Source organism: Chryseobacterium sp. MDT2-18 (assembly GCF_030815285.1).
GTDB classification, from domain to species: Bacteria; Bacteroidota; Bacteroidia; order Flavobacteriales; family Weeksellaceae; genus Kaistella; species Kaistella salivictor.
The window spans coordinates 21,685-42,368 of sequence record NZ_JAUSWQ010000003.1 but is presented as its reverse complement, the minus strand read 5'-3'; the positions used below and the strand labels follow the sequence as shown (position 1 = coordinate 42,368).

The 20,684-nt window shown below is 37.6% G+C and carries 18 protein-coding genes and 1 tRNA gene; 9 read left to right on the top strand and 10 right to left on the bottom strand.

Features of this window, described 5'->3' with window-relative positions; all coding sequences use genetic code 11:
• Nucleotides 1-4: 4 nt before the first annotated feature.
• The 3 genes from QF004_RS04045 to QF004_RS04035 all read right to left on the bottom strand — a co-directional run bounded on the left by QF004_RS04045 (nt 5) and on the right by QF004_RS04035 (nt 3,377).
• A complete protein-coding gene (locus QF004_RS04045; RefSeq protein ID WP_307423016.1) occupies nt 5-1,441 on the bottom strand; it encodes a helix-hairpin-helix domain-containing protein in 1,437 nt (478 codons plus the stop codon).
• A gap of 85 nt (nt 1,442-1,526) precedes the next feature.
• A complete protein-coding gene (locus QF004_RS04040) occupies nt 1,527-1,868 on the bottom strand; it encodes a MerR family transcriptional regulator (RefSeq protein WP_307423013.1) in 342 nt (113 codons plus the stop codon).
• A 201-nt stretch (nt 1,869-2,069) separates the two neighbouring features.
• Entirely contained in the window at nt 2,070-3,377 is a 1,308-nt protein-coding gene (locus tag QF004_RS04035) for a DEAD/DEAH box helicase (RefSeq protein ID WP_307423010.1), read from the bottom strand.
• A 225-nt stretch (nt 3,378-3,602) separates the two neighbouring features.
• Here QF004_RS04035 and rpsA point away from each other — a divergent pair, with 225 nt between their 5' ends.
• Together rpsA and QF004_RS04025 are read left to right on the top strand one after the other, a co-directional pair.
• On the top strand, nt 3,603-5,402 hold the full coding sequence (rpsA, locus tag QF004_RS04030) for a 30S ribosomal protein S1 (protein WP_133440745.1): 1,800 nt from the start codon (nt 3,603-3,605) through the stop codon (nt 5,400-5,402).
• 311 nt (nt 5,403-5,713) lie between these two features.
• The gene (locus QF004_RS04025) at nt 5,714-8,308 is read left to right on the top strand and encodes a T9SS-dependent M36 family metallopeptidase (protein ID WP_307423007.1); all 2,595 of its coding nucleotides are present in this window, start codon (nt 5,714-5,716) and stop codon (nt 8,306-8,308) included.
• Between the two features lie 236 nt (nt 8,309-8,544).
• Here the strand turns inward: QF004_RS04025 and rplS are convergent, their stop codons facing one another.
• Nucleotides 8,545-8,898, bottom strand: coding sequence for a 50S ribosomal protein L19 (gene rplS, locus QF004_RS04020; protein ID WP_133440743.1), 354 nt, complete (start codon nt 8,896-8,898; stop codon nt 8,545-8,547).
• 455 nt (nt 8,899-9,353) lie between these two features.
• Between rplS and QF004_RS04015 the strand changes: the two genes are divergently transcribed.
• Nucleotides 9,354-10,055, top strand: coding sequence for a CoA transferase subunit A (locus tag QF004_RS04015; RefSeq protein ID WP_133440742.1), 702 nt, complete (start codon nt 9,354-9,356; stop codon nt 10,053-10,055).
• 349 nt (nt 10,056-10,404) lie between these two features.
• On the opposite strand, the gene QF004_RS04010 is transcribed toward QF004_RS04015, so the two are convergent.
• Together QF004_RS04010 and QF004_RS04005 are read right to left on the bottom strand one after the other, a co-directional pair.
• On the bottom strand, nt 10,405-10,596 hold the full coding sequence (locus QF004_RS04010; protein WP_307423001.1) for a hypothetical protein: 192 nt from the start codon (nt 10,594-10,596) through the stop codon (nt 10,405-10,407).
• Between the two features lie 255 nt (nt 10,597-10,851).
• A complete protein-coding gene (locus QF004_RS04005) occupies nt 10,852-12,651 on the bottom strand; it encodes an ABC transporter ATP-binding protein (protein WP_133440740.1) in 1,800 nt (599 codons plus the stop codon).
• Between the two features lie 126 nt (nt 12,652-12,777).
• On the opposite strand from QF004_RS04005, the gene QF004_RS04000 reads away from it, so the two are divergent.
• Nucleotides 12,778-13,431, top strand: coding sequence for a CoA transferase subunit B (locus QF004_RS04000; protein ID WP_133440739.1), 654 nt, complete (start codon nt 12,778-12,780; stop codon nt 13,429-13,431).
• Nucleotides 13,432-13,555: 124 nt separating this feature from the next.
• Here the strand turns inward: QF004_RS04000 and QF004_RS03995 are convergent, their stop codons facing one another.
• Nucleotides 13,556-14,299 carry a dienelactone hydrolase family protein gene (locus QF004_RS03995; RefSeq protein ID WP_307423597.1) on the bottom strand — a complete coding sequence of 248 codons (744 nt, stop codon included), beginning with the start codon at nt 14,297-14,299 and terminating at the stop codon, nt 13,556-13,558.
• A 154-nt stretch (nt 14,300-14,453) separates the two neighbouring features.
• Between QF004_RS03995 and QF004_RS03990 the strand changes: the two genes are divergently transcribed.
• Nucleotides 14,454-14,813 carry a cupin domain-containing protein gene (locus tag QF004_RS03990; RefSeq protein ID WP_307422996.1) on the top strand — a complete coding sequence of 120 codons (360 nt, stop codon included), beginning with the start codon at nt 14,454-14,456 and terminating at the stop codon, nt 14,811-14,813.
• Nucleotides 14,814-14,906: 93 nt separating this feature from the next.
• Here the strand turns inward: QF004_RS03990 and QF004_RS03985 are convergent, their stop codons facing one another.
• The 3 genes from QF004_RS03985 to QF004_RS03975 form a co-directional block, all read right to left on the bottom strand.
• A complete protein-coding gene (locus QF004_RS03985; RefSeq protein ID WP_307422993.1) occupies nt 14,907-15,518 on the bottom strand; it encodes an HAD family phosphatase in 612 nt (203 codons plus the stop codon).
• Nucleotides 15,519-15,526: 8 nt separating this feature from the next.
• Nucleotides 15,527-16,837, bottom strand: coding sequence for a Na+/H+ antiporter NhaC family protein (locus QF004_RS03980; protein ID WP_307422990.1), 1,311 nt, complete (start codon nt 16,835-16,837; stop codon nt 15,527-15,529).
• Between the two features lie 100 nt (nt 16,838-16,937).
• On the bottom strand, nt 16,938-17,372 hold the full coding sequence (locus tag QF004_RS03975; protein ID WP_307422986.1) for a type I restriction enzyme HsdR N-terminal domain-containing protein: 435 nt from the start codon (nt 17,370-17,372) through the stop codon (nt 16,938-16,940).
• 2 nt (nt 17,373-17,374) lie between these two features.
• Here QF004_RS03975 and holA point away from each other — a divergent pair, with 2 nt between their 5' ends.
• The 4 genes from holA to QF004_RS03955 all read left to right on the top strand — a co-directional run bounded on the left by holA (nt 17,375) and on the right by QF004_RS03955 (nt 20,648).
• Nucleotides 17,375-18,409: a DNA polymerase III subunit delta gene (gene holA / locus QF004_RS03970; RefSeq protein ID WP_307422984.1), complete on the top strand. Its 1,035-nt coding sequence runs from the start codon at nt 17,375-17,377 to the stop codon at nt 18,407-18,409.
• A 594-nt stretch (nt 18,410-19,003) separates the two neighbouring features.
• On the top strand, nt 19,004-19,945 hold the full coding sequence (gene trxB, locus QF004_RS03965) for a thioredoxin-disulfide reductase (RefSeq protein ID WP_133440733.1): 942 nt from the start codon (nt 19,004-19,006) through the stop codon (nt 19,943-19,945).
• Between the two features lie 144 nt (nt 19,946-20,089).
• Nucleotides 20,090-20,455 carry a fluoride efflux transporter CrcB gene (crcB, locus tag QF004_RS03960; RefSeq protein WP_307422979.1) on the top strand — a complete coding sequence of 122 codons (366 nt, stop codon included), beginning with the start codon at nt 20,090-20,092 and terminating at the stop codon, nt 20,453-20,455.
• A 108-nt stretch (nt 20,456-20,563) separates the two neighbouring features.
• Nucleotides 20,564-20,648: transfer RNA gene (locus QF004_RS03955), tRNA-Ser, on the top strand.
• Nucleotides 20,649-20,684 lie beyond the last annotated feature (36 nt).

Sequence of the window (20,684 nt, the reverse complement as noted above, 5' to 3'; positions counted from 1 at the left end):
TTTTTTATTTAAGGTATAATCTCATATTCTGCTCTGCTTCGGGTTTGATGTTCATTGTTCTGAAAAATTTTTTCTCATCCGAATAGCTGATTCTATAGTAGATGATTTTATCGGCGTAGTATTTAAAGTACGGATGGCTTTTCAACCAAGATTCCGGGGCGTCCATCAGAGCATATTTCGGGATATTATCTGTAGATAAAGGTGCGGTTGCTATCAACTTTTCAGCGAGATCTCTGTCGATATTATAGGTGTCGACAATCTGCCTGGCAGAAACGAATCCTCCTAATTTATTTCGAAATCCTATATAACTTGCCGCGCTTTTCTCATCAAAGCCAAACTCTATCAATTGTTTGAAAGTGATTTTATTCAAATCTGTTTTCGTAAAATCTGTTTTTGTTTCGTCATTACCTGGCGATTTGGCGTTTTGATAAGGAGGAGGACTGTTTATAGTAACAGGCGGATTTGGTAAGTTTCTATTATTTAGATTTTGGGAATTTAAAATGATATAGGGTTTTAACTGTTCAAATTTTTCCGCAGAAATTACAAAGCAACGGGCGATGTCTTCTAATGATTTAAAGCTTCCTTTCAGATTTTTGTCTCTGTAATTAATGATTACCTGTGCTTGTTTTTCAGAAAAACCCAGATTTTTCCAGCCTTCAAGGTTGGTCGTGTTTGGGTCAAATTGGGAATAAGTAACCGCTGGTTTTTCATGGGAGGAAGTCTGGCTTGGAAAGGTTTTTTTTTCGAAACTGTTTCCAGAAGCTGTTTCAGGAAGAAGTAAATAAGGGGCCAGTTTTCTGTAATTTTCTTCGCTGATGATATAGCATTCTTTAAATTTTTCTTTGCTGATAAAACTTCCACCCAGATAGTTTTTATATTTCAAAATCGAAATGGCTTGCTTTTCTGTAAAACCTAAATTAATAAAATCATTGATGCTGTAAGCGTCAGGATCAAATTTTCCGGGAATAGATAACCCTTTCTTCGGTGAAGTGGCAGCGCTGTAGTAAGTTCTTCCGGAGCTGTAACTGCGCACATAATTTTGGTAAGAATTCGATTTTTTTGCGTGGTCGGGAAGAAGCAGATACGGTTCTAATTCCATATATTTTTCTTCCGAAATGGCATAGCATTTCCTGAACTGTTCCTTTGAACTGAAATTTCCGCCCACCACAGATTTATATTTAAGGATGGTGGCTACCTGCCGTTCAGAGAATCCTAAATTTATCCATTGCTGTTCATCGAGGTCATTCGGATTAAATTTGGTTAAACTGACTTTTTTAGTCGTGAGGTTTTCTGTTTCTAAACTCTCTAAAAAAGTGAGCGGTGCTTTTTCGTCAGTTTTGTCGGTATTGAAAAAGTACAAGCCAGACCCCAAAAAAATACAGGCTACTGCAAAGCCCAGAAAATAATTTTTTGCTGCTGATAATGGTACGGAGAATCTCATGATAGTAATTTTCCGTAAAGCTATTATGAAAAAAAATCGTATAAAAGTGAAAAACACCTATTTTTATTAACAAAAACAGTTATTTTTATTCGGGTCTTTCTGCGAGTGATTCTTTTAATTTTTGTAATTCAGCTTTTACAAACTCTAGCCGGTCAATCATCGAGACGGTTTCAGAGATTTTAGAGTTGGTAGTTAAAGCGATTCTGGCGCCGTCGAGCGTATAGCCTTTTTCTTTAACCAAATGATATATTATCTTCAGGTTTTTAATGTCTTCCGGAGTAAAATATCGGTTTCCTTTTTTGTTTTTCTTGGGCTTTATGATAGGAAATTCCTGCTCCCAATAACGAATCAGCGAAGCATTGACATCAAAAGCTTTGGAAACTTCGCCAATAGAATAATAGAGCTTATCTGGTAAATTAATTTTCATTTGGAAAAGGTCAAAAAACAAAATTACATAAAAATTAAGACTTTTCTGAATAGAATATTGCTCATTTTCAGGGCAAACTTATTTTTATCGGTCATTTTTGCTACAAATACACGAATTAAAAATTGATGGAGGTTATAGAAACCAGCGGAGTGTTTTTTATTTTCATCCCATTGAAGAAAAATTCGTGTATTCGTGGTATTTTTAATAAGCAATTTCGATTTTCAGTTTTTTATTCTTCAGTCTATGGTTTTCTAATTTTTTTAGCAAAGCAACCACTTTTTGCCTGTTTACCGCGACATAAGAAGTAGTGTCTTTTACTTCAATCAGTCCAATATCCTCTTTTTGCAGTTCTCCTTTTTTAATTAAAAAACCTACGATGTCCACTTTATTTACTTTATCTTTTTTTCCAGCGCTGATATAAATGGTTAGAAAAGGCGTTCTAGCCGGCATTTTATAATCCTGGGTAAGAATTTCTTCGGGTGTGTTTTTTTTAATGAAAGGGAAATTTTCATCCTCTGTCATTATTAAATAGACAAAACCTTTTGCGTTCATTCTGGCAGTCCGTCCGTTTCTGTGAACGAAAGCGTCTTCTTTCGGAGGCAATTGATAATGGACAATCGATTCCACTTCAGGAATATCTAAACCTCTGGAAGCTAGATCGGTGGTGATTAAAATACGGGAAGAATCATTTTTGAATTTGAGCAAAGCACGTTCTCTTTCATCTTGTTCCATCCCGCCGTGAAAGGTTTCTCGTGAGATTCCTTTTTCCTTGAGTAGTTCCGAAATACGGTCGACCGCGTCCCGGTGGTTGCAAAAAATGAGGGTTCTTTTATTCCCGATTTTACACAGTAAAGTAAATAGCGTTTCTAACTTTTCTTCTGAAGTAGTCATTACTTTCCTCAGTTGAAAATCTGGTTTTATTTCCAAAACTTTCAGAAAATCAACCTTTTCAGGACGGTCGATTCCGGTGAATTCCGGGATTTCCGGCATTGCGGTGGCAGAAGTCAATATTCTTTGCGAAAGATTGGGCATTTCATTAATAATGAAACTCATATCATCATGAAAACCAAATTCCAGTGATTTGTCAAATTCATCCAAAACCATTGTTTCGATGGTTGAAGGGTCGAAATTGTTATTTTTTAAATGGTAAGCAATTCTCCCCGGAGTTCCTATTAATAGTGCAGGAGCTTCAATTAAATTGTTAACTTCTATTTTTTTATCGTGACCGCCGTAGCAAACCGTAACTTTGTAATCGGTGCCCATGCTTTTGAAAACCTGCTCAATCTGTAGTGCTAATTCCCTGGACGGTACTAAAATAATCGCCTGAATTCCGGTGGTGTTTCTCTTTAAATTTCTTAAAACGGGAAATAGAAAACCCAGTGTTTTCCCTGATCCTGTAGGCGAAAGAAGAATAACGTCTTTGTTGTTTTCTGAAGCTTTATAAGTCGTTTTCTGCATTTGATTCAGATCCTGAATCTGCAGGTTTTGATAAATTGTCTGTAATTCCATTTTGCAAAGGTAAGGGAATGCATTTATTAAAGTCTTTTTTTATCATAAAATCATCATAAATTTCATTGATAATAATAGGTATTGTAAAATAATAGCGTAATTTTGCACCACTTTTTGTGGAAGCATTTGGCTAAGGTAAAACATTAACAACTAACATCTTCTGTATTTTTCAAACAACCACATTAAGCCAGATATTGAAAGATAGAGAATACAAATTATTTAATTATGTCAGAAACGACAGACAAAGCAGAGGTTCTTTTGAACCAAAACGTAGCTCCAGAACAGTTTGATTGGGATTCATTTGAATCAGGTCTAGATGCAGAATCCAGACAGGAGAAAAGTGATCTGGAAGAAATCTATAACGGATCTCTTAACAATCTTCAGGACAACGACGTTCTTATCGGTAAAGTTGTAAGACTTACTGACAAAGAAGCGATTGTTGACATCAACTTCAAATCTGAAGGAGTAATCTCTTTAAACGAATTCCGTTACAATCCAGCGCTTAAAGCAGGTGATGAGGTTGAAGTAATGGTTGACAGAAGAGAAGATAAATCAGGTCAATTACAATTATCTCACAGAAAAGCCAGAATCCTGAAAGCTTGGGATCGAGTGAACGAACTTCACGAAACTGGAGAAATCGTTAATGGTTTTGTAAAATCAAGAACAAAAGGAGGTATGATCGTAGATGTTCATGGTATTGAAGCATTCTTACCAGGTTCTCAAATCGACGTGAAACCAATTAAAGATTACGATCAGTTCGTAGGTAAAACAATGGAATTCAAAGTTGTGAAAATCAACCCGGAATTCAAAAACGTTGTCGTATCTCACAAAGCGTTAATCGAAGCAGATATCGAAGGTCAGAAAAAAGAGATCATCGCTCAGTTAGAAAAAGGTCAGGTATTAGAAGGTACTGTTAAGAATATTACTTCTTACGGTGTATTCGTTGACTTAGGAGGTGTAGATGGATTAATCCACATTACCGATCTTTCTTGGAGCAGAGTGAATCACCCATCAGAAATCCTGGAAGACGGACAGACTGTGAAAGTGGTAATCCTTGATTTTGATGATGAGAAAACAAGAATCCAGTTAGGTATGAAGCAATTAGAAGCTCATCCTTGGGATGCTCTTTCTGCTGACTTGAAAGTTGGAGACAAAGTAAAAGGTAAAGTAGTAGTACTTGCTGATTACGGTGCATTCGTAGAAGTTGCTCCAGGTGTTGAAGGTTTAATTCACGTTTCAGAAATGTCGTGGTCAACTCACTTAAGAAGTGCTGGTGATTTCGTAAAAGTAGGAGATGTAGTTGAAGCAGAAGTTTTAACTTTAGACAGAGAAGACAGAAAAATCTCTTTGGGTATGAAGCAGTTAAGCCAAGACCCATGGTCGAATATCGAAGCTAAATATCCGGTAGGTTCAGAGCACACAGGAACAGTAAGAAACTTTACTAACTTCGGTGTATTCGTAGAACTGGAAGAAGGTATCGACGGATTAATCTATATTTCTGATCTTTCTTGGACTAAGAAAATCAAGCATCCATCAGAATTCTGTGCAGTTGGAGATCAATTGAAAGTTGTAGTTCTAGAATTAGATACAGCAGCAAGAAGATTATCTTTAGGTCACAAACAACTACAGGAGAATCCTTGGGATAAATTTGAAACTAAATATGCTGAAGGAACTGTACACGCAGGAACAGCAACTGAAGTTTTCGACAAAGGAGCTCAGGTTCAGTTCGAAGATCTGGAAGTTGAAGCATTCTGTCCATCAAGATTATTAGAGAAGGAAGACGGATCTAAAATCAAGAAAGGAGAAAGCGCTGATTTCAAAGTGATCGAATTCAACAAAGAATTCAAAAGAGTAGTGGTTTCTCATACAGGAATCTTCAGAGACGAAGAAAAGAAAAATGTAAGAGAAGCATCATCTAATACTTCATCTAACAAATCAACAGGTTCTTCAAACAACGAAGAAAAATCAACTCTTGGTGATTTAGATGTTTTAGCAGAATTGAAAAAGAAAATGGAAGGTAAATAAGCCTTGATTTTCAAACTATAGAATGTGAGCTGTCGAAAGACAGCTCATTTTTTTTGCAAATATATTAATACTCTTACTGATTTCATTTTTCGCAGAATTATTTCTTAGGTTATGTGTGAGTTTTTACTGAATTTGTCCTTCAAGGTGCTAAAATCGATGAAAATCTATATTTACGGCCGCGAATTACTATCTGATCCACAGGAACCTGCATGCATATTTAAAATTAAAGTGAACGTTATTGGTGTTTTTGTGTTAAAAATTTAAAATATGTCTATTTTTTTTATAAATTCGGCGACAAATAAATAATATATATGAAAAATAGAAATTTACCTTTGAAGATTGCGGCCGTATGCTTCCTGTTTTCTTTTGGGAATGCGAATTCGCAGGATTTTAAGACGATTATTCAAAGTCATATTTCTGCACAGAATAATTTCATGAAAACTGATTTAAAGAACTTCGAGATCATTAGTGAAGATTTTTCTACCTCAATGAAAGGCGATGTGGTGAAAATCCAACAGACTTATAATGGAATCCCTGTTTATAATGCATTAGGAACCGCTTTAATCAAAGAATCAAAAGTAACCTATTATGAAGATGATTTCAAAAATAATTATTCAGGTGCAGCTAAGCCCACTTCGGCAGTTGCCGGCCCTATTGCTTTCGCAAATGCGGCACAGAAATTAGGTTTAAAGAATCCATCCCAGTATCAAATAATAGGAATTAATGAAAGCGATAAAGATGGGATTCCTACGGTGAAAAACAGACTGATCTATTTTCAAACGCAGGACAGCAGTGAGTTGAAATTATGCTATGAGTTTATTTTTGAGGAAAAAGGAACTTCAAATTACTGGGATGTGCTTGCAGATGCAATGACCGGAGAGATTTTGAGGAAAGATAATTTAACACTTTCTTGTACTTTTAACCACGATGCTTTTCACCATGATTATTCCTCCCATTTGCCCGTTGGTTTTTCAGAAAAATTCAGTGATGAGACTGTAATGATAGGTCCTATCGCTTTAGCGCCCAATAGCGCAAGCTACAATGTGTTTGCTTTGCCGTTAGAAAGTCCAAACCACGGCAATCGTTCAGTAGTAAGTAATCCCTGGTTTTTAGATGCCTCTCCAGAAGGGTGGCACTCTATCTCAGGCGGAACTTACGTCGGCAATTACAATACAACCCGCGGGAACAACGTGATGGCTTATGACGACATGGCGAAGAGTAATACTGCTGGAGCGTATGCCGATGGCGGCACGAACCGAATTTTCGATTTCCCTATTATGGAAGATATTTCGGCTTTTAACCTAAATGCGTCTATTACCAATTTATTTTACATCAATAATAAAGTTCATGATATTTTCTATCGTTTAGGTTTTACTGAAACGGCCAGAAATTTTCAGGCCTATAACTTTGGAAAAGGTGGTCAGCAGAATGATTATGTTCAAGCGGAAGCGCAAGATGGAGGCGGTCGAAATAACGCTAATTTTTATACACCCTCTGATGGAAGCAGACCAAGAATGCAGATGTATCTTTTCGATGGTTCTATAGTCAATAGGGTTTTTTATAATTCGCCTTCAGAAGCGATTGGTAGAACTGTACCCAACGTAGTTTCAACCACTTTTGGACCCAGTTTAACTGTTGCCGGGGTAACCGGTGATGTGAAAATAGCCTCAGTTGCGGATGGGTGTACACCTCTTCCTGCAGGATCACTTACGGGTAAAATTGGTTTGATAGAAAGAGGAACTTGCGGATTTACCGTGAAGGTGAAAATAGCTCAAGATGCCGGTGCAACTGCAGCAATCATATATAATTTACCAGACTCTACGCCAACATCGGGTATGGGAGGAACCGATTCTACTATTAAAATTCCATCAGTTTTAATTGAAAATGATGAAGGGCTTTATATTAAGAATTTATTAGCTACAAAAAATGTGAATGTTACTTTGAAGTATGATGCATCTACCCAAAAAACAAAAGATGGAAGTTTTGACAACGGAATTGTTATTCATGAATATGGCCATGGAATTTCCAATAGATTAACCGGTGATGGTTTTTCTTGTTTGACACCCGCTGGGTCAACAGAACAGATGGGTGAAGGTTGGTCCGATTTCTTTGCTTTAATGTTGACAAACCGTACTGGCGATACCAAAGATATTCCAAGAGGAATCGCAACTTTTGTAAATTCTGAGCCCATTACCGGAGGTGGACTCCGCCCTGCAAAATATTCTCCTAATTTTGGTATCAATAGTTTTACGTATGCAAATACCAATGGAATGGGAACCGATGCTGATCCATTAGTTCATTCAATTGGGTTCGTTTGGGCAACGATGCTTTGGGATCTGCATTGGAAATATGTAGAAAAATATGGATATTCTTCTGATGTAATGGCAAATAAAACCAACGGCAGTACAAGAGTATTACAACTTGTTGTTGATGGTTTGAAATTACAGCCTTGTAGCCCAACTTTTATCGACGGAAGAAATGCTATTTTAAAAGCAGAACTTGCCACAACAGGTGGTGCAGATAAATGTATGATTTGGGAGACTTTTGCGAAGAGAGGGTTAGGAGTTAATGCTTCTGCTGGTTCAAAATTAAGTATTATGGATCAAGTTGAAGATTATGATGTACCTGAAGAATGTAAGAATTTGGCAACAAGTAATGTTTCAGCTGATAATGCAATGAGCATCTATCCAAACCCTGCGAAAGACGAATTCTTCATCAAACCGGCGAAGAATATCTTAGGAAAAATAAGTGTTGAAATCTATGACGCTTCAGGAAAATTAGTTTCCAGCCAGAAAATTGCTTCCAGCGATGCAGTAAAGACACAGGCTCTTCCAAATGGAGTTTATGTAGTGAAAGTTACAGGTTTAGGAGTGAATTACTCTTCTAAATTGATGATAAAAAAATAATATGTAATTAATATTTTTAAACCGTCCTGTCAGATCAGGGCGGTTTTTTTTATGCAAAAACGGTTCAGTTTTCCCATTATTTCTAAAGGAATTATTTCAAATCGATTCGTGGAATTAGGGTTTAGTGATTTTAATGATTTTGGAAGATAAGATAGGAGAAGAATGTATCTTGGCATTACAGCAATAAAAAACCCATCAAAATAAATTGATGGGCTTTTCTAATATCGTAAATTGAATTACTTTTTGTAAGAAGCGTCTTTAATTCGCGCTTTTTTACCTCTAAGGTTTTTGAAGTAGAAAATTCTCGCTCTTCTTACTTTACCTCTTCTGTCGATTTCAATTTTTTGCAAAGCTGGCATGTTCATAGGGAAAACTCTCTGTACTCCAACATCACCACTCATTTTTCTGATGGTAAAAGTTTTGGTACCTCCTGTTCCTCTAATCTGCAAAACAACTCCTTTAAAGAACTGGGTTCTGGTTTTAGCACCCTCTCTAATTTCGTAATACACAGTGATGGTATCACCGGCTTTGAATTTAGGAAATTCTTTTTTTGCAATGTACTTGTCCTGTACGTACTGTAATAAATCCATTTTTTTTATAAAAAATATTTTTGTCAAGCTAAACAACGTTCACGCCTTTCGTCAGAGGTTGATTAACAGGCTGCAAAAATAAGACAAAAAATACAATCTACCAACACTTTACAAAAAATAAATAACCACTTTCTTGACCTTACTCTTCTTGGGCGCCCTTCGCCTGGTCATTACCTCCCGTCAGAAAACGAAACTCTATTTCCTCACTCAGGTCGGGCTGTACGTTCTGTTTTTTTGCGCTTCCTTCTCCTTCCATAAAAAAAAGAATGCCGCTTCCATCCCTTAAATGAGGTTTTATGCTGAAAATCAAAGATTTCCAAAGGGTGAAAAGTTCCGAAAAAATTGTTAAATTTAACAGTCCTTAAAAAAGGAAAGTAATTGTGGTCAGTTCTGGCAGATCCCGAATACCTTAATGGTGTGAAAGTAACAGGATCAAATTAAAAAACAATTTTAAAATGATTGATAAAAGAGTAAAAAACGTACAGGAAGCCATCGCCGGAATCAGCGACGGAATGACCTTAATTGTCGGAGGATTCGGACTTTGCGGAATTCCTGAAAATTCAATTAATGCTTTGGTAGAAAGCAATGTAAAAGATATTACCTGTATTTCCAATAATGCCGGCGTTGATGATTTCGGTCTGGGATTATTGTTGCAGAAAAAGCAGATCAAAAAAATGATCGCTTCTTACGTCGGCGAAAATGCCGAATTCGAAAGACAGATGCTTTCCGGTGAACTCGAGGTAGAACTTACGCCCCAGGGAACTTTGGCCGAAAAATGCCGCGCCGCACAATGTGGAATTCCCGCATTTTATACGCCTGCAGGTTACGGAACTGAAGTCGCGGTAGGAAAAGAAACCAAAGATTTTGACGGTAAAATGCATATTCTCGAACACGCTTATAAAGCCGATTTTTCCATTGTAAAAGCTTGGAAAGGCGATCACGCAGGAAATTTAATATTCAAAGGAACCGCCCGAAATTTCAATGCGCCCATGGCTGGTGCCGGAAAAATCACGATTGCTGAAGTAGAAGAACTCGTAGAACCCGGACAACTTGATCCCAACGAAATCCATATTCCCGGAATTATGGTTCAAAGAATTTTTCAGGGAGAAAAGTTCGAAAAAAGAATTGAGCAGCGAACGGTAAGGAAACGAAATTAGAATCTCCGAAGAGTTCTCTTTATAAATTAACTTTGCCAAAGTTCCGAACTTTGGCAAAGTTTTTATAAGAATAGGCTCTAGTCTATCTTTTTTGTGAAAAAGTGAATTGGAGTCGGTATTTTTAATATCTAGTTTAAAATCACTTTCCTTTCCCCAATCTGTTGTCTCCCCATCGCATAATACAAACTTTTTTCGACCAACAAATTTTCGTGAGAATCATTTTTCTAAAGTTAAGGAGTGGAGGTTTTTAATCAGAAAACTTTACTTATCGTTGTGATGCCCCAAAGATTGTATAAGCGTAACAGAAACTTCTTCCTCAAAAATTTCATACACAAAGCGATCTTTTTTATTAACTTCTCTGCTCCAAACTTCGCCCATGGTACTTTCGTTGTTCTGGCGAACCTGCGCCGGTTCGTGGATGCTCTTCTGATTCAATGAGAAAAGTTTGCACCTTTTCCATATCCAATTTTCTGCCCGATTTTTTAATGGCTTTCAAATCCTTCAAAGCTCTTTTTGAAAGTTGAACTATATACTTTCCCATATTTTTTTGGGATTAATGGTTAATAGTTTTCCTTCTTTTTTTCTTGTCGAGCTTCGTTTATTTTTTTTTCGAGCTCAGGATTTATAGATTCAATTTAATTTTTTTCGTATCTAAACTGAATTTTCATTTCTTCAAGCAATAATTTGAGCAAATTCAATTGCTTTTCGTTTTTAGGGGTGATTAAAATGTTGTCCATAATCCTATTTTTTACAAGGTTATATAATTTTGATTTCTTTATTTAAAATTACAAAATTTTTAAACACTCTCCACAACTTTCCTTTCCCCAATCTGTTGTCTCCACATCGCATAATACAACCCTTTTTCAATCAGTAGATCTTCATGAGAACCGGTCTCGATAACCTGTCCTTTCTCCAAAACATAAATCCGGTCGGCGTGCATAATGGTGCTTAACCGGTGCGCGATGAGAACCGTGATCTGCTCTTTTTCTTTCGAAACATCGATAATCGTAGAAGTGATTTCTTCTTCTGTAATGCTGTCTAAAGCCGATGTCGCTTCATCGAAAATCAGCAAATGCGGTTTTCTGAGTAAAGCGCGTGCGATGGCAATTCTCTGTTTTTCGCCGCCACTTAATTTAAAACCCCCTTCGCCGATGATGGTTTCTATTCCTTTTTCGGCTCTTTGGATTAAGGCGGTACAGCTGGATTTTTTCAAAGCCATTTCTAAGTCTTTTTCCGTCGCATCCGGATTTACAAACAATAGGTTTTCTTTAATGCTTCCGGCAAAAAGCTGAGTATCCTGCGTGACAAAACCGATCTGATTTCTCAGTTCATCGAAATCAAATTCATTCCCGTTGATATTATTATAGAAAATAGTTCCTTCTTTAGGGCGGTACAATCCGACCAGCAATTTCACCAACGTACTTTTTCCCGAACCACTTGGACCAACAAATGCGATCGTTTCACCGTTTTTCACTTCAAAAGAAATGTTATTCAAAGCTTTATAGGAAGCAGAGCGGTGCTGAAAAGAGACATGATTGAAAGCCAGTTTTTCAATCGCACCGATTTTTTTCGGTGTTTGCGGTTTCTGTTCTGCCGGTTTTTTCATCAGCATATCGAAATTATTTAGTGAAGCCTGTGCTTCGCGATAAGAGATAATAATATTCCCGATTTCCTGCATCGGTCCGAAAATAAAGAATCCGTAAAACATTAAGGATAAATATTGTCCCGGCGTTACGATGTTTTTAAAGATCAGAAACAGCAACGTGAACGTAATCATCTGTTGCAGAAAATTCACCATCGTTCCCTGAATAAAACTTAAAGAACGGATGCTTTTTACCTTTCGCAATTCCAATCCTAAAATTTTGTAGGTATTGCTATTCAGGCGTTTCACTTCCTGTTTCGTTAAGCCTAAACTTTTTACGATTTCGATATTTCGCAGACTTTCCGTTGTGCTTCCGGCTAAACTGTTGGTTTCGGCAACGATTGTTTTCTGAATATTTTTAATTCTTTTGCTGAGTAAATTGGTGATGAAAGAGATAATTAAGATTCCCACCACATACACCGGCATAATCGACCAGTGAAGGCGGATCGCATAAACAGAAACGAAAATAATACTCACCAGAATCCCGAAAAAGATATTGATGAAATTCGTTATGAACTTCACTGAATCTTCCCGGACTTTCGTTAAAATAGATAAAGTTTCACCACTTCTCTGGTCTTCAAATTCCTGGTAAGGAAGTGCCATGGAATGCTGCAATCCATCGGTGAAAATATTGGCGCCGAATTTTTGGGTAATGACGTTCACTACATAATCCTGAAAAGCTTTGGCAATTCGGCTTACCATCGCGGTTCCGATTAAAAGTCCGAGAAAATAGAAAACACCGTGGTAAAGATCAGATCCATAAAAATATTCGTCTAAATTTCTGGGCAACAGTTTTTCTTTGTCAAAAAAGTTCGGATGCGTGACGAGCTGATCGAGGATATTTCCCGTAATCGCAGGACCAAACAGGGAGAATACCTGATTGATGGTGGCCAAAAATAAAGATATAATCAACAACCATTTATGAGGTTTTAAATAATGTAAAAGCGTTTTCATTTTTGTAAAATAATAAGGTGCAAAACTACTGATATAATTCTGATTGTTTGCGAAATCTCATCGATTGGATCAATCTCATTTTTATATGAAATGAAATTTATTTAAATTGCAGTCAAAGTTTTTATCATGCTTACAAAAGAACAAATCGCCCAAAGAATTTCCAAAGAAGTGAAAGACCGTTATTACGTGAATCTCGGAATAGGAATTCCGACTTTGGTTGCGAACTTCGTTTCTCACGATCTTTCGGTAGAATTTCAAAGTGAAAACGGGGTCCTCGGAATGGGACCGTTTCCCTTCGAAGGTGAAGAAGATCCGGATTTAATCAATGCCGGAAAGCAGACCATCACCACACTTCCCGGCGCATCATTCTTTGATTCGGCGTTCAGTTTCGGCATGATCAGAAGCAAAAAGGTAGATTTAACCATTCTCGGCGCTATGGAAGTTTCCGAAAACGGCGATATCGCCAACTGGAAAATTCCCGGAAAAATGGTGAAAGGAATGGGTGGCGCGATGGATCTTGTGGCTTCTGCCGAAAATATTATTGTTGCCATGATGCATGTGAATAAAGCAGGCGAAAGTAAAATCCTTAAAAAATGCACATTACCTTTAACCGGAGTGGGCTGCGTGAAAAAAGTAGTGACGGAAATGGCTGTTTTAGAAGTTACACCAAATGGTTTCAAACTTTTAGAAAGAGCACCCGGCGTTTCTGTGGAACAAATTATAAAATCTACGGAGGCCGATTTAATCATCGACGGAGAAATTCCTGAAATGCAGTTTTAGACCAAATCAAATCTTTATATTAAATCCTTTTCAATAATTTTTTGAAAAGGATTTTTTTTAAGTTATTAAATAAAAGAAGAATGAAAATTTTTGAAGTTAAAAAAAATAAAGCTAAGCGTTTTCCTTATTTTAAAATCTCTTTCAAAAACATCAAAGTATGATTCCACGCTCTTTTCGCCATCACCGGATTGTAATCCGGCGATTCCGGATTCGTAAAAGTATGTTTAGAATTGGCGTAAGTGATGATTTGCCAATCGGCTTTTCCTTCCTTCATTTCTTTGATCAAACTGTTATAATCTTCCGGAGTTACACTTTGGTCGTCGGCCGGATTTTCAACTAACACCTTGGCAGCAATCGGTCCGTTTTTTCGGGCCTGGTCCTTTCCTAAACCGCCATGAATAGAAACAACCCCTGCAACGGGAAGATTTCCGCGCGCTGCTTCCAAAGCGCCTGTTCCGCCAAAACAGTAGCCGATCACCGCGATTTTTTCAGGAATCGCTCCGTTTTTTTTCAATTGGTCTAAGGCCAGAGCAATTCTTTTCTGGTACGCTTCATAATTCTGCTTGTAGGAACCCGCAATTTTTGCGGCGTCCGCATTGTCTTTCGGATGGTTTCCTTCGCCATAGATATCTGCAATGAAGGCAATATAACCCTGTTTTTCCAAATCGGATGCAGCGGCTTTCGCTTCATCATCAATACCTTTCCACGCCGGTAAAATCAAAACTCCGGGCAGTTTTTTTCCTGCATTTGAGGTAACCAAACCGCTGAGTTTTTGAGTTCCGTCCTGATAAGAAACGGTGTTCATTTTTTGACTGAATAAACTGCTTGAAACCATAATTGTTGCTGTTAATAATAAGGATCGTATCATCATTTTAAATTTTATTAAGGATAAATTTACATATAATGAACCGAATGTTCATCTGAATTCCTCATAGATTTTCTGAATCATTTTTATTTTCAGTTTTGGATTTCGGAAAGGAAAAGATTAATCCGTAATTTTGAATCACTATTAAAACTTCTTTATGTCAAAATATAAAATTCAAAAATCACCTTTCGTCGTACCTACAACCGATGGAAAACTCATTGAAGAAATCTGGGGAAATTCCACCGGGAATTCTGATATTTCCATAGCTCACATGGTGGCACCGCCCAACTGGAGCGAACCTTTTCAAACCCCCGAATTCGATGAATTTACCTATATCATTAAAGGGAAAAAGCAGTTTGAAATCGATGGTGAAACCGTCGTTTTAGAAACCGGACAAAGCATTCTGATTGAAAAAGGCGCGCGCGTTCGGTACAGCAATCCGTTTGAAAACCCCTGTGATTATCTGGCGATCTGCCTGCCTGCATTTTCGATGGATTTGGTGAATCGGGAAGAATAATAATCGCAGTTTTAATAATGAGAAAGAAGTGAAGAAACTCTAATTTATAAAGCTTCTTCACTTCTTATTTTTGTTATAAGGGGTGAGTTGAAACTAAAACGCCACTCCCAAATCTCTTAATTCCTTTTCTAAATCTGTATCATTTTTGATATGAATGCAGATAAATCCCAGACTTTTCGCCACTTCAATATTCTTGGCATTATCATCAATAAAGACTGATTCTTCAGCTTTGATTTTATACCGTTCCAGTAAAACTTCCCAAATAGTTGGATCTGGTTTAATGAGTTTTTCCGTTCCGGAAACTACGATTTTGTTCTGAAAGATCTTAAAGAAATCATAATTTTCCAATGCGTAAGGAAAGGTTTCTGCCGACCAGTTGGTCAAGCCAAAAAGATGATATTTAGAATGTTCCAGTTTTCGTAAAACAGCGACGTTATGTGGGATTTCTGACTTCAACATGGTCGTCCAGTTGTCGTAATAAGCCCGGATTTCCTTTTCCCATTCCGGATGTTTGGCCACCTGGATTTCCGTTCCTTCGGCTAAAGTGCGTCCGCGGTCCTGTTCTGCATTCCATTCATCGGTTGCGATATTTTTGAGGAAATGTTCCATCTTTTCATCATCCTTAAAATGATCTTTGAAAAAATAGCGCGGATTCCAATCCATCACCACGCCGCCGAAATCGAAAATAATATTTTTAATTGCCATATTTTAATTTAAGTTGTCATTGGTGTTACGGCAGAAGTTTTTTTTCTGACTAATATCGAGATCAAAGTAATTGCCAGTAATAGATGCAGATAAAAAGAATTTAAAACCAAATCGGTATAACTCATTTTGAAACCGCTGAGAGAAATCAGAATCAAGATCTGCGCGCCATACGGGATAATTCCCTGAACATAACATGCAAATATATCGAGAACGGAAGCACTTTCCTGAGGTTTCAGCCCGTATTTTTCGGTAATTTCTTTGGAGACTTTGCCGGAGATTAAAATGGCGATCGTATTATTGGCGACACAGAAATTCGCCACCGTTACCAATCCGCCAATTCCTAATAAAGCCGTTTTTTTGGAATTGATGATTTTATTAATGTTTCTTAAAAGAAAATTAATTCCGCCCGCCCGTTCTACCAAAGCTGCTAAACCGCCGGTAAGAAGCGAAAGCAGAAAGATTTCGGTCATGCTGGTAAAACCTTCATAACTGCTTTTGGCAAAATCCATCAGGCCAAAAGTTCCGTAACCCATTCCTAAAACGCCCGCAAAAAGCAATCCTGAAAAGAGCACGACAAAGACATTAATCCCAATAATAGAAAGTGTGATAACGAGCAAATAGGGAAGGATCAGCATAAAATTAAAATCCTTTTGTTCCATTACAACAGAGGTCGCTTCCTGATTAAATCCGATAATAATTAAAATAATAATGGCTAGTATTGCCGCAGGTAAAGCGAGTTTGAAATTGACCCGGAATTTATCTTTCATTTCGCAGCCCAAGCTCTGTGTCGCAGCAATCGTCGTGTCTGAAATCACCGAAAGATTATCGCCAAACATGGCTCCCGAAAGCAAAGCGGCACCAATTAATCCTAAGGGAGAACCGCTTTTTTCTGCCAGGTCAATAACAATCGGGCCCAAAGTTACGATGGAACCCACCGACGTCCCTGACGCAAAAGACAGAAATGAGGCTATCACAAAAATCCCCACCGGAAAATACGCCGCCGAAATATAATTCAAACCTAAGTTCACAATGGTATCAACGCTTCCCGTGGCTTTCGAAACCGTTGCAAAAGCGCCTGCCAGAAGGTAAATAATACACATGGTCAGAATTTTACCATCGCCACAACCTTTCAAAAAAGTATCGATTTTTTCATTCACTTTTCCTTTCAGCAAAACAAAGGCGGAAACAATTCCGATCAAAGCAGCGATGGGAGAGGGCAAAGCATAAAAATCCTGATTGTAAATTCCGAATCCTAAAAAAATTCCTACAAAGAGGAGCAAGGGTAAAATAGAGAGAAAAGTGCCGTTTGTTTTTGTCATGGTGCAAAACTAAGGTTCAAAATGTCAAAAAGCAAACAATGTTTATGTTATAACAATAGTCAGGATTGATGGTGAAAATAGCATCGGAAAGAAATGAGCTTTAAAATTCACCCATGTAGAATTCATATTTTCCATCAACAAACTTAGCGGAAATATGCTGCAAACCATTGCTCAAAATAATTTCTTCTGCATCTAAAACGGAATTGTATCGTGCTGTTTGTTCGAAGGTTTTTTCGGTCAGTTTAATATGGGGTGCTTTGCATTCAACCAGGATTTTAGCGACCGTTTTTTCGGTCACCAAAAGATCTATTCTCTTTGTGGTTCCATTCAACACCAGCTTTTTCTCTAAAATCAAAGACGATAAGTTTCTGCGTTTTGTCAGGTGAAAATAATGCACCCAATGTTGTCGTACCCATTCTTCCGGCGTGAGCAGAAGCCAGGATTTGCGTACCAGATCATAAATAAAAAACTTATCTTTGTCTCTCTTGATTTGAAAGTCAAAACCCTCATTAAAATTCAGTTTCGGAAGTTCCATTTATGAAAGAATTAGATTTAATCCTCAAAAATATTAAAAATAAAGAGCTTTTGCCTATTTATTTTTTTCATGGCGAAGAACCCTATTTTATGGACGTTGCCTTAAAATCATTTGAAAACGATGTTTTAACGGAAGATGAAAAAGCCTTTAACCAAACTGTAGTGTACGGAAAAGACACCACGTTTGCTGAGGTACTTTCTCTGGCGAGGCAGTTTCCCATGATGGGCGACCGGCAAGTGATTATCGTAAAAGAAGCCCAGGATATTATCCTCACTGAAGCTGAAAGCAAAGCGTTGTTGGCTTACGCCGATAACCCCGTGGAATCTACGGTTTTAATTATCGCTTATAAATACAAAAAAGTAGATGCACGGAAAGCATTTGTCAAAACTTTGACGCAGAAAAAGATGCTGTTTCTTAGTGAAAAAGTCAAAGATTACAATATTGCAAAATGGATTGATTCTGAACTTAAAACTGCGGGACTAAAAGCCAAACCGAATATTCCAACTTTGCTTGCCGAATATTTGGGTACCGATTTATCGCGGATTTCCAATGAACTGCAGAAACTGAAAATGATTTTGAAAGAAGGTGAAATCCTCGACGAAAAGACGATTGAAACAAATATCGGTATCAGCAAAGATTTCAACGTTTTCGAACTTATCAAAGCGCTGGGAAAAAAAGACGAATTTGGTGCCTTCAAAATCGCGCATTATATGGGGAAATCAAAGACGCATTCCCTGGTGATGACCACGGGAAATCTGTATAATTTCTTTTCGAACCTCATTATTTTTCACACCATGAAAGCAGAATCGCCACAAAACCAAGCTTCTGTAATGGGCGTCAATCCTTATTTTCTGAAAGATTTTGCGGAAGCGGCACGTTTTTATAATCTCAAAAACTGTACACGGGCTGTTTCTATTTTACGCGAAATCGACCTCAAAAGCAAAGGACTGGGCGCCATCAATATGACCGACGGTGAATTGCTGAAAGAGATGGTTTACAAAATTTTGCATATCGACCAATACAAAGTTCAGACTTAGTATCTATCTTTTTTGGGCGACTATTTGACTGCGTCGAATGTTTACTTTATATTTTTTTTGGGGGCGACATTTCCGCCCTCCATTCCCGCTTTTTTATTCCACTTCGTTCCGCAAAAAGAGCTCCATTCAGGTCGGGTCGCGGTTGGGATTTTTTAACAAGATTTTTCATGTCATGATTAGAAAGTTTTCTTTTAGAGCCTGTTTAGTTTTAAAAACTATTTTTATTTTTAACACATAAGTTGAGTAAAACTAAAAATAAATAAGTCACATCAGTTCACAACTTGTCCCGTTCCCAAAACGGGATGAGTTAAGAAAATCTTTGATTTTCCAACTAATGTGTCCTTTTTTCTAATGAAAATATTAGAAACTAATGTGTCTTATGTGTTTATAATATATCTAGTCTGTTTCTAAGAAAGTGTTCCTCTTTTTTTGCATTCTTACTTTTAAACGCTTTTTATTAAAGTAATTTCAAATGCAAAATGATCCCGCATTTTCAGTCATCGAAAAAATTCATCGCCAAATAATTCGATAACCCGAAATAAATCCCGATTTTTGAAAACTTTAAAAATTCAATTTTAAATCTAATTTTAAATAATGGAAGACAATATTTTAGACTGCGTCATCGTAGGTTCCGGACCATCCGGTTTTACTGCTGCGATTTATGCGGCCAGAGCCGACTTGAAACCTGAGTTATACACCGGTCTTGAACCAGGCGGACAATTAACGACCACAACCGAAGTTGACAATTTTCCTGGATATCCGAACGGAATTACCGGTCCCGAAATGATGATGGATCTGCAAAAACAAGCCGAAAGATTCGAAACCAAAGTTCATTACGAAATGATTACCAAAGCTGAATTTTCTCAGGAAGTTGGTGGGATTCACAAGCTTTGGGCAGGAAAAAAAGAAATTTGGGCCAAATCCGTCATTATTTCTACCGGTGCGACTGCAAAATATTTAGGCCTGGATGACGAGAAAAAATATTCCGGTGGAGGAGTTTCTGCCTGTGCAACCTGTGACGGATTTTTCTACAAAGGCAAAGAAGTTGTTGTTGTTGGAGCAGGAGATACCGCAGCGGAGGAAGCTACTTATCTGGCAAAGTTGTGCAGCAAAGTTACAATGCTGGTGAGAAAAGACCATTTCCGTGCTTCCAAAGCGATGATTCACCGCGTGAGCAATACCCCGAATATCGAAGTGTTATTCAATCACGAACTGACCGGAATTGAAGGCGAAAATTCTTTGGTTGAAAGAGCTGTGGTGATTAACAATCAAACTCAGGAGACCTCAAAAATTGATGTTCACGGCATCTTTATCGCAATCGGACACCAACCGAATACAGATATATTCAAAGGTCAGATCAATTTAGACGAGAACGGATATATCAACACGCTTCCAGGTTCAACGAAAACGAATTTACCAGGAGTTTTCGCGGCGGGTGATGTGCAGGACAGTCAGTACAGACAGGCGATTACTGCGGCAGGTAGTGGTTGTATGGCTGCTATGGATGCGGAGAAGTATTTAGGCGAACTGGCGTAGAGTCGGGTGAAAAGAACCAAGTAAAAAGTAAAAAGAGCCAAGTAAAAGTAAAGAAAGCCAAGTAAAAGGAGCCAAGTGTGTGGGCGGACATTTTTTTTGCCGGGCAGAGACTTTTAAGATTGGGCATTGGATGGTTACTTAAAAATGAAAAACCTATTTTACATATTCATAGGAGGAGGATTGGGAAGCGTATTGCGCTTCCTGATTTCCAGCTATACCCAGAAGTTATGGAATATCAATTCCTTTCCGATGGGTACTTTTTTGGTGAACATGATTGGTTGTTTTTTGATCGGCGTGCTTACATCTTATTTCATAAAAGTAGATAATTATTTGAAGTTTCTGTTGATTACCGGATTTTGTGGAGGGTTCACCACCTTCTCTACTTTTTCCGCCGAAAGCTATTCATTATGGCAAAGTGGGCACTATCCGATATTGATATTTTATATTTTATTGAGTGTTATGGTGGGTTTAGCCGCTGTTTATCTGGGTTTGCAAGTCATTAAGAATTAATTTTCCCTTTGATAATGAAGGATTTAAAACTTTTTTGTAAAAATAATTTGGTCAATATATAAAAGGTCTTTATATTTGCACTACTGAAAAAGAGAAATCAATTTCATTGGAGAACTGGCAGAGTGGTCGATTGCGGCAGTCTTGAAAACTGTTGACTGTAACAGGTCCTGGGGTTCGAATCCCTAGTTCTCCGCTTGGTGAACAACCAAAACACATCAAAAGCCTTTAA

Bases quoted from the DNA above. Each gene is read 5' to 3' on its own strand.
- crcB (WP_307422979.1), top strand. From the start codon at position 20,090: ATGAAAAACCTATTTTACATATTCATAGGAGGAGGATTGGGAAGCGTA.
- QF004_RS03995 (WP_307423597.1), bottom strand. From the start codon at position 14,299: ATGATACGATCCTTATTATTAACAGCAACAATTATGGTTTCAAGCAGT.
- QF004_RS04025 (WP_307423007.1), top strand. From the start codon at position 5,714: ATGAAAAATAGAAATTTACCTTTGAAGATTGCGGCCGTATGCTTCCTG.
- QF004_RS04010 (WP_307423001.1), bottom strand. From the start codon at position 10,596: ATGGGAAAGTATATAGTTCAACTTTCAAAAAGAGCTTTGAAGGATTTG.
- QF004_RS03975 (WP_307422986.1), bottom strand. From the start codon at position 17,372: ATGGAACTTCCGAAACTGAATTTTAATGAGGGTTTTGACTTTCAAATC.
- QF004_RS03980 (WP_307422990.1), bottom strand. From the start codon at position 16,837: ATGACAAAAACAAACGGCACTTTTCTCTCTATTTTACCCTTGCTCCTC.
- QF004_RS04000 (WP_133440739.1), top strand. From the start codon at position 12,778: ATGCTTACAAAAGAACAAATCGCCCAAAGAATTTCCAAAGAAGTGAAA.
- QF004_RS04035 (WP_307423010.1), bottom strand. From the start codon at position 3,377: ATGGAATTACAGACAATTTATCAAAACCTGCAGATTCAGGATCTGAAT.
- QF004_RS04040 (WP_307423013.1), bottom strand. From the start codon at position 1,868: ATGAAAATTAATTTACCAGATAAGCTCTATTATTCTATTGGCGAAGTT.
- QF004_RS04045 (WP_307423016.1), bottom strand. From the start codon at position 1,441: ATGAGATTCTCCGTACCATTATCAGCAGCAAAAAATTATTTTCTGGGC.
- rpsA (WP_133440745.1), top strand. From the start codon at position 3,603: ATGTCAGAAACGACAGACAAAGCAGAGGTTCTTTTGAACCAAAACGTA.
- holA (WP_307422984.1), top strand. From the start codon at position 17,375: ATGAAAGAATTAGATTTAATCCTCAAAAATATTAAAAATAAAGAGCTT.
- rplS (WP_133440743.1), bottom strand. From the start codon at position 8,898: ATGGATTTATTACAGTACGTACAGGACAAGTACATTGCAAAAAAAGAA.
- QF004_RS03990 (WP_307422996.1), top strand. From the start codon at position 14,454: ATGTCAAAATATAAAATTCAAAAATCACCTTTCGTCGTACCTACAACC.
- QF004_RS04015 (WP_133440742.1), top strand. From the start codon at position 9,354: ATGATTGATAAAAGAGTAAAAAACGTACAGGAAGCCATCGCCGGAATC.
- QF004_RS04005 (WP_133440740.1), bottom strand. From the start codon at position 12,651: ATGAAAACGCTTTTACATTATTTAAAACCTCATAAATGGTTGTTGATT.
- trxB (WP_133440733.1), top strand. From the start codon at position 19,004: ATGGAAGACAATATTTTAGACTGCGTCATCGTAGGTTCCGGACCATCC.
- QF004_RS03985 (WP_307422993.1), bottom strand. From the start codon at position 15,518: ATGGCAATTAAAAATATTATTTTCGATTTCGGCGGCGTGGTGATGGAT.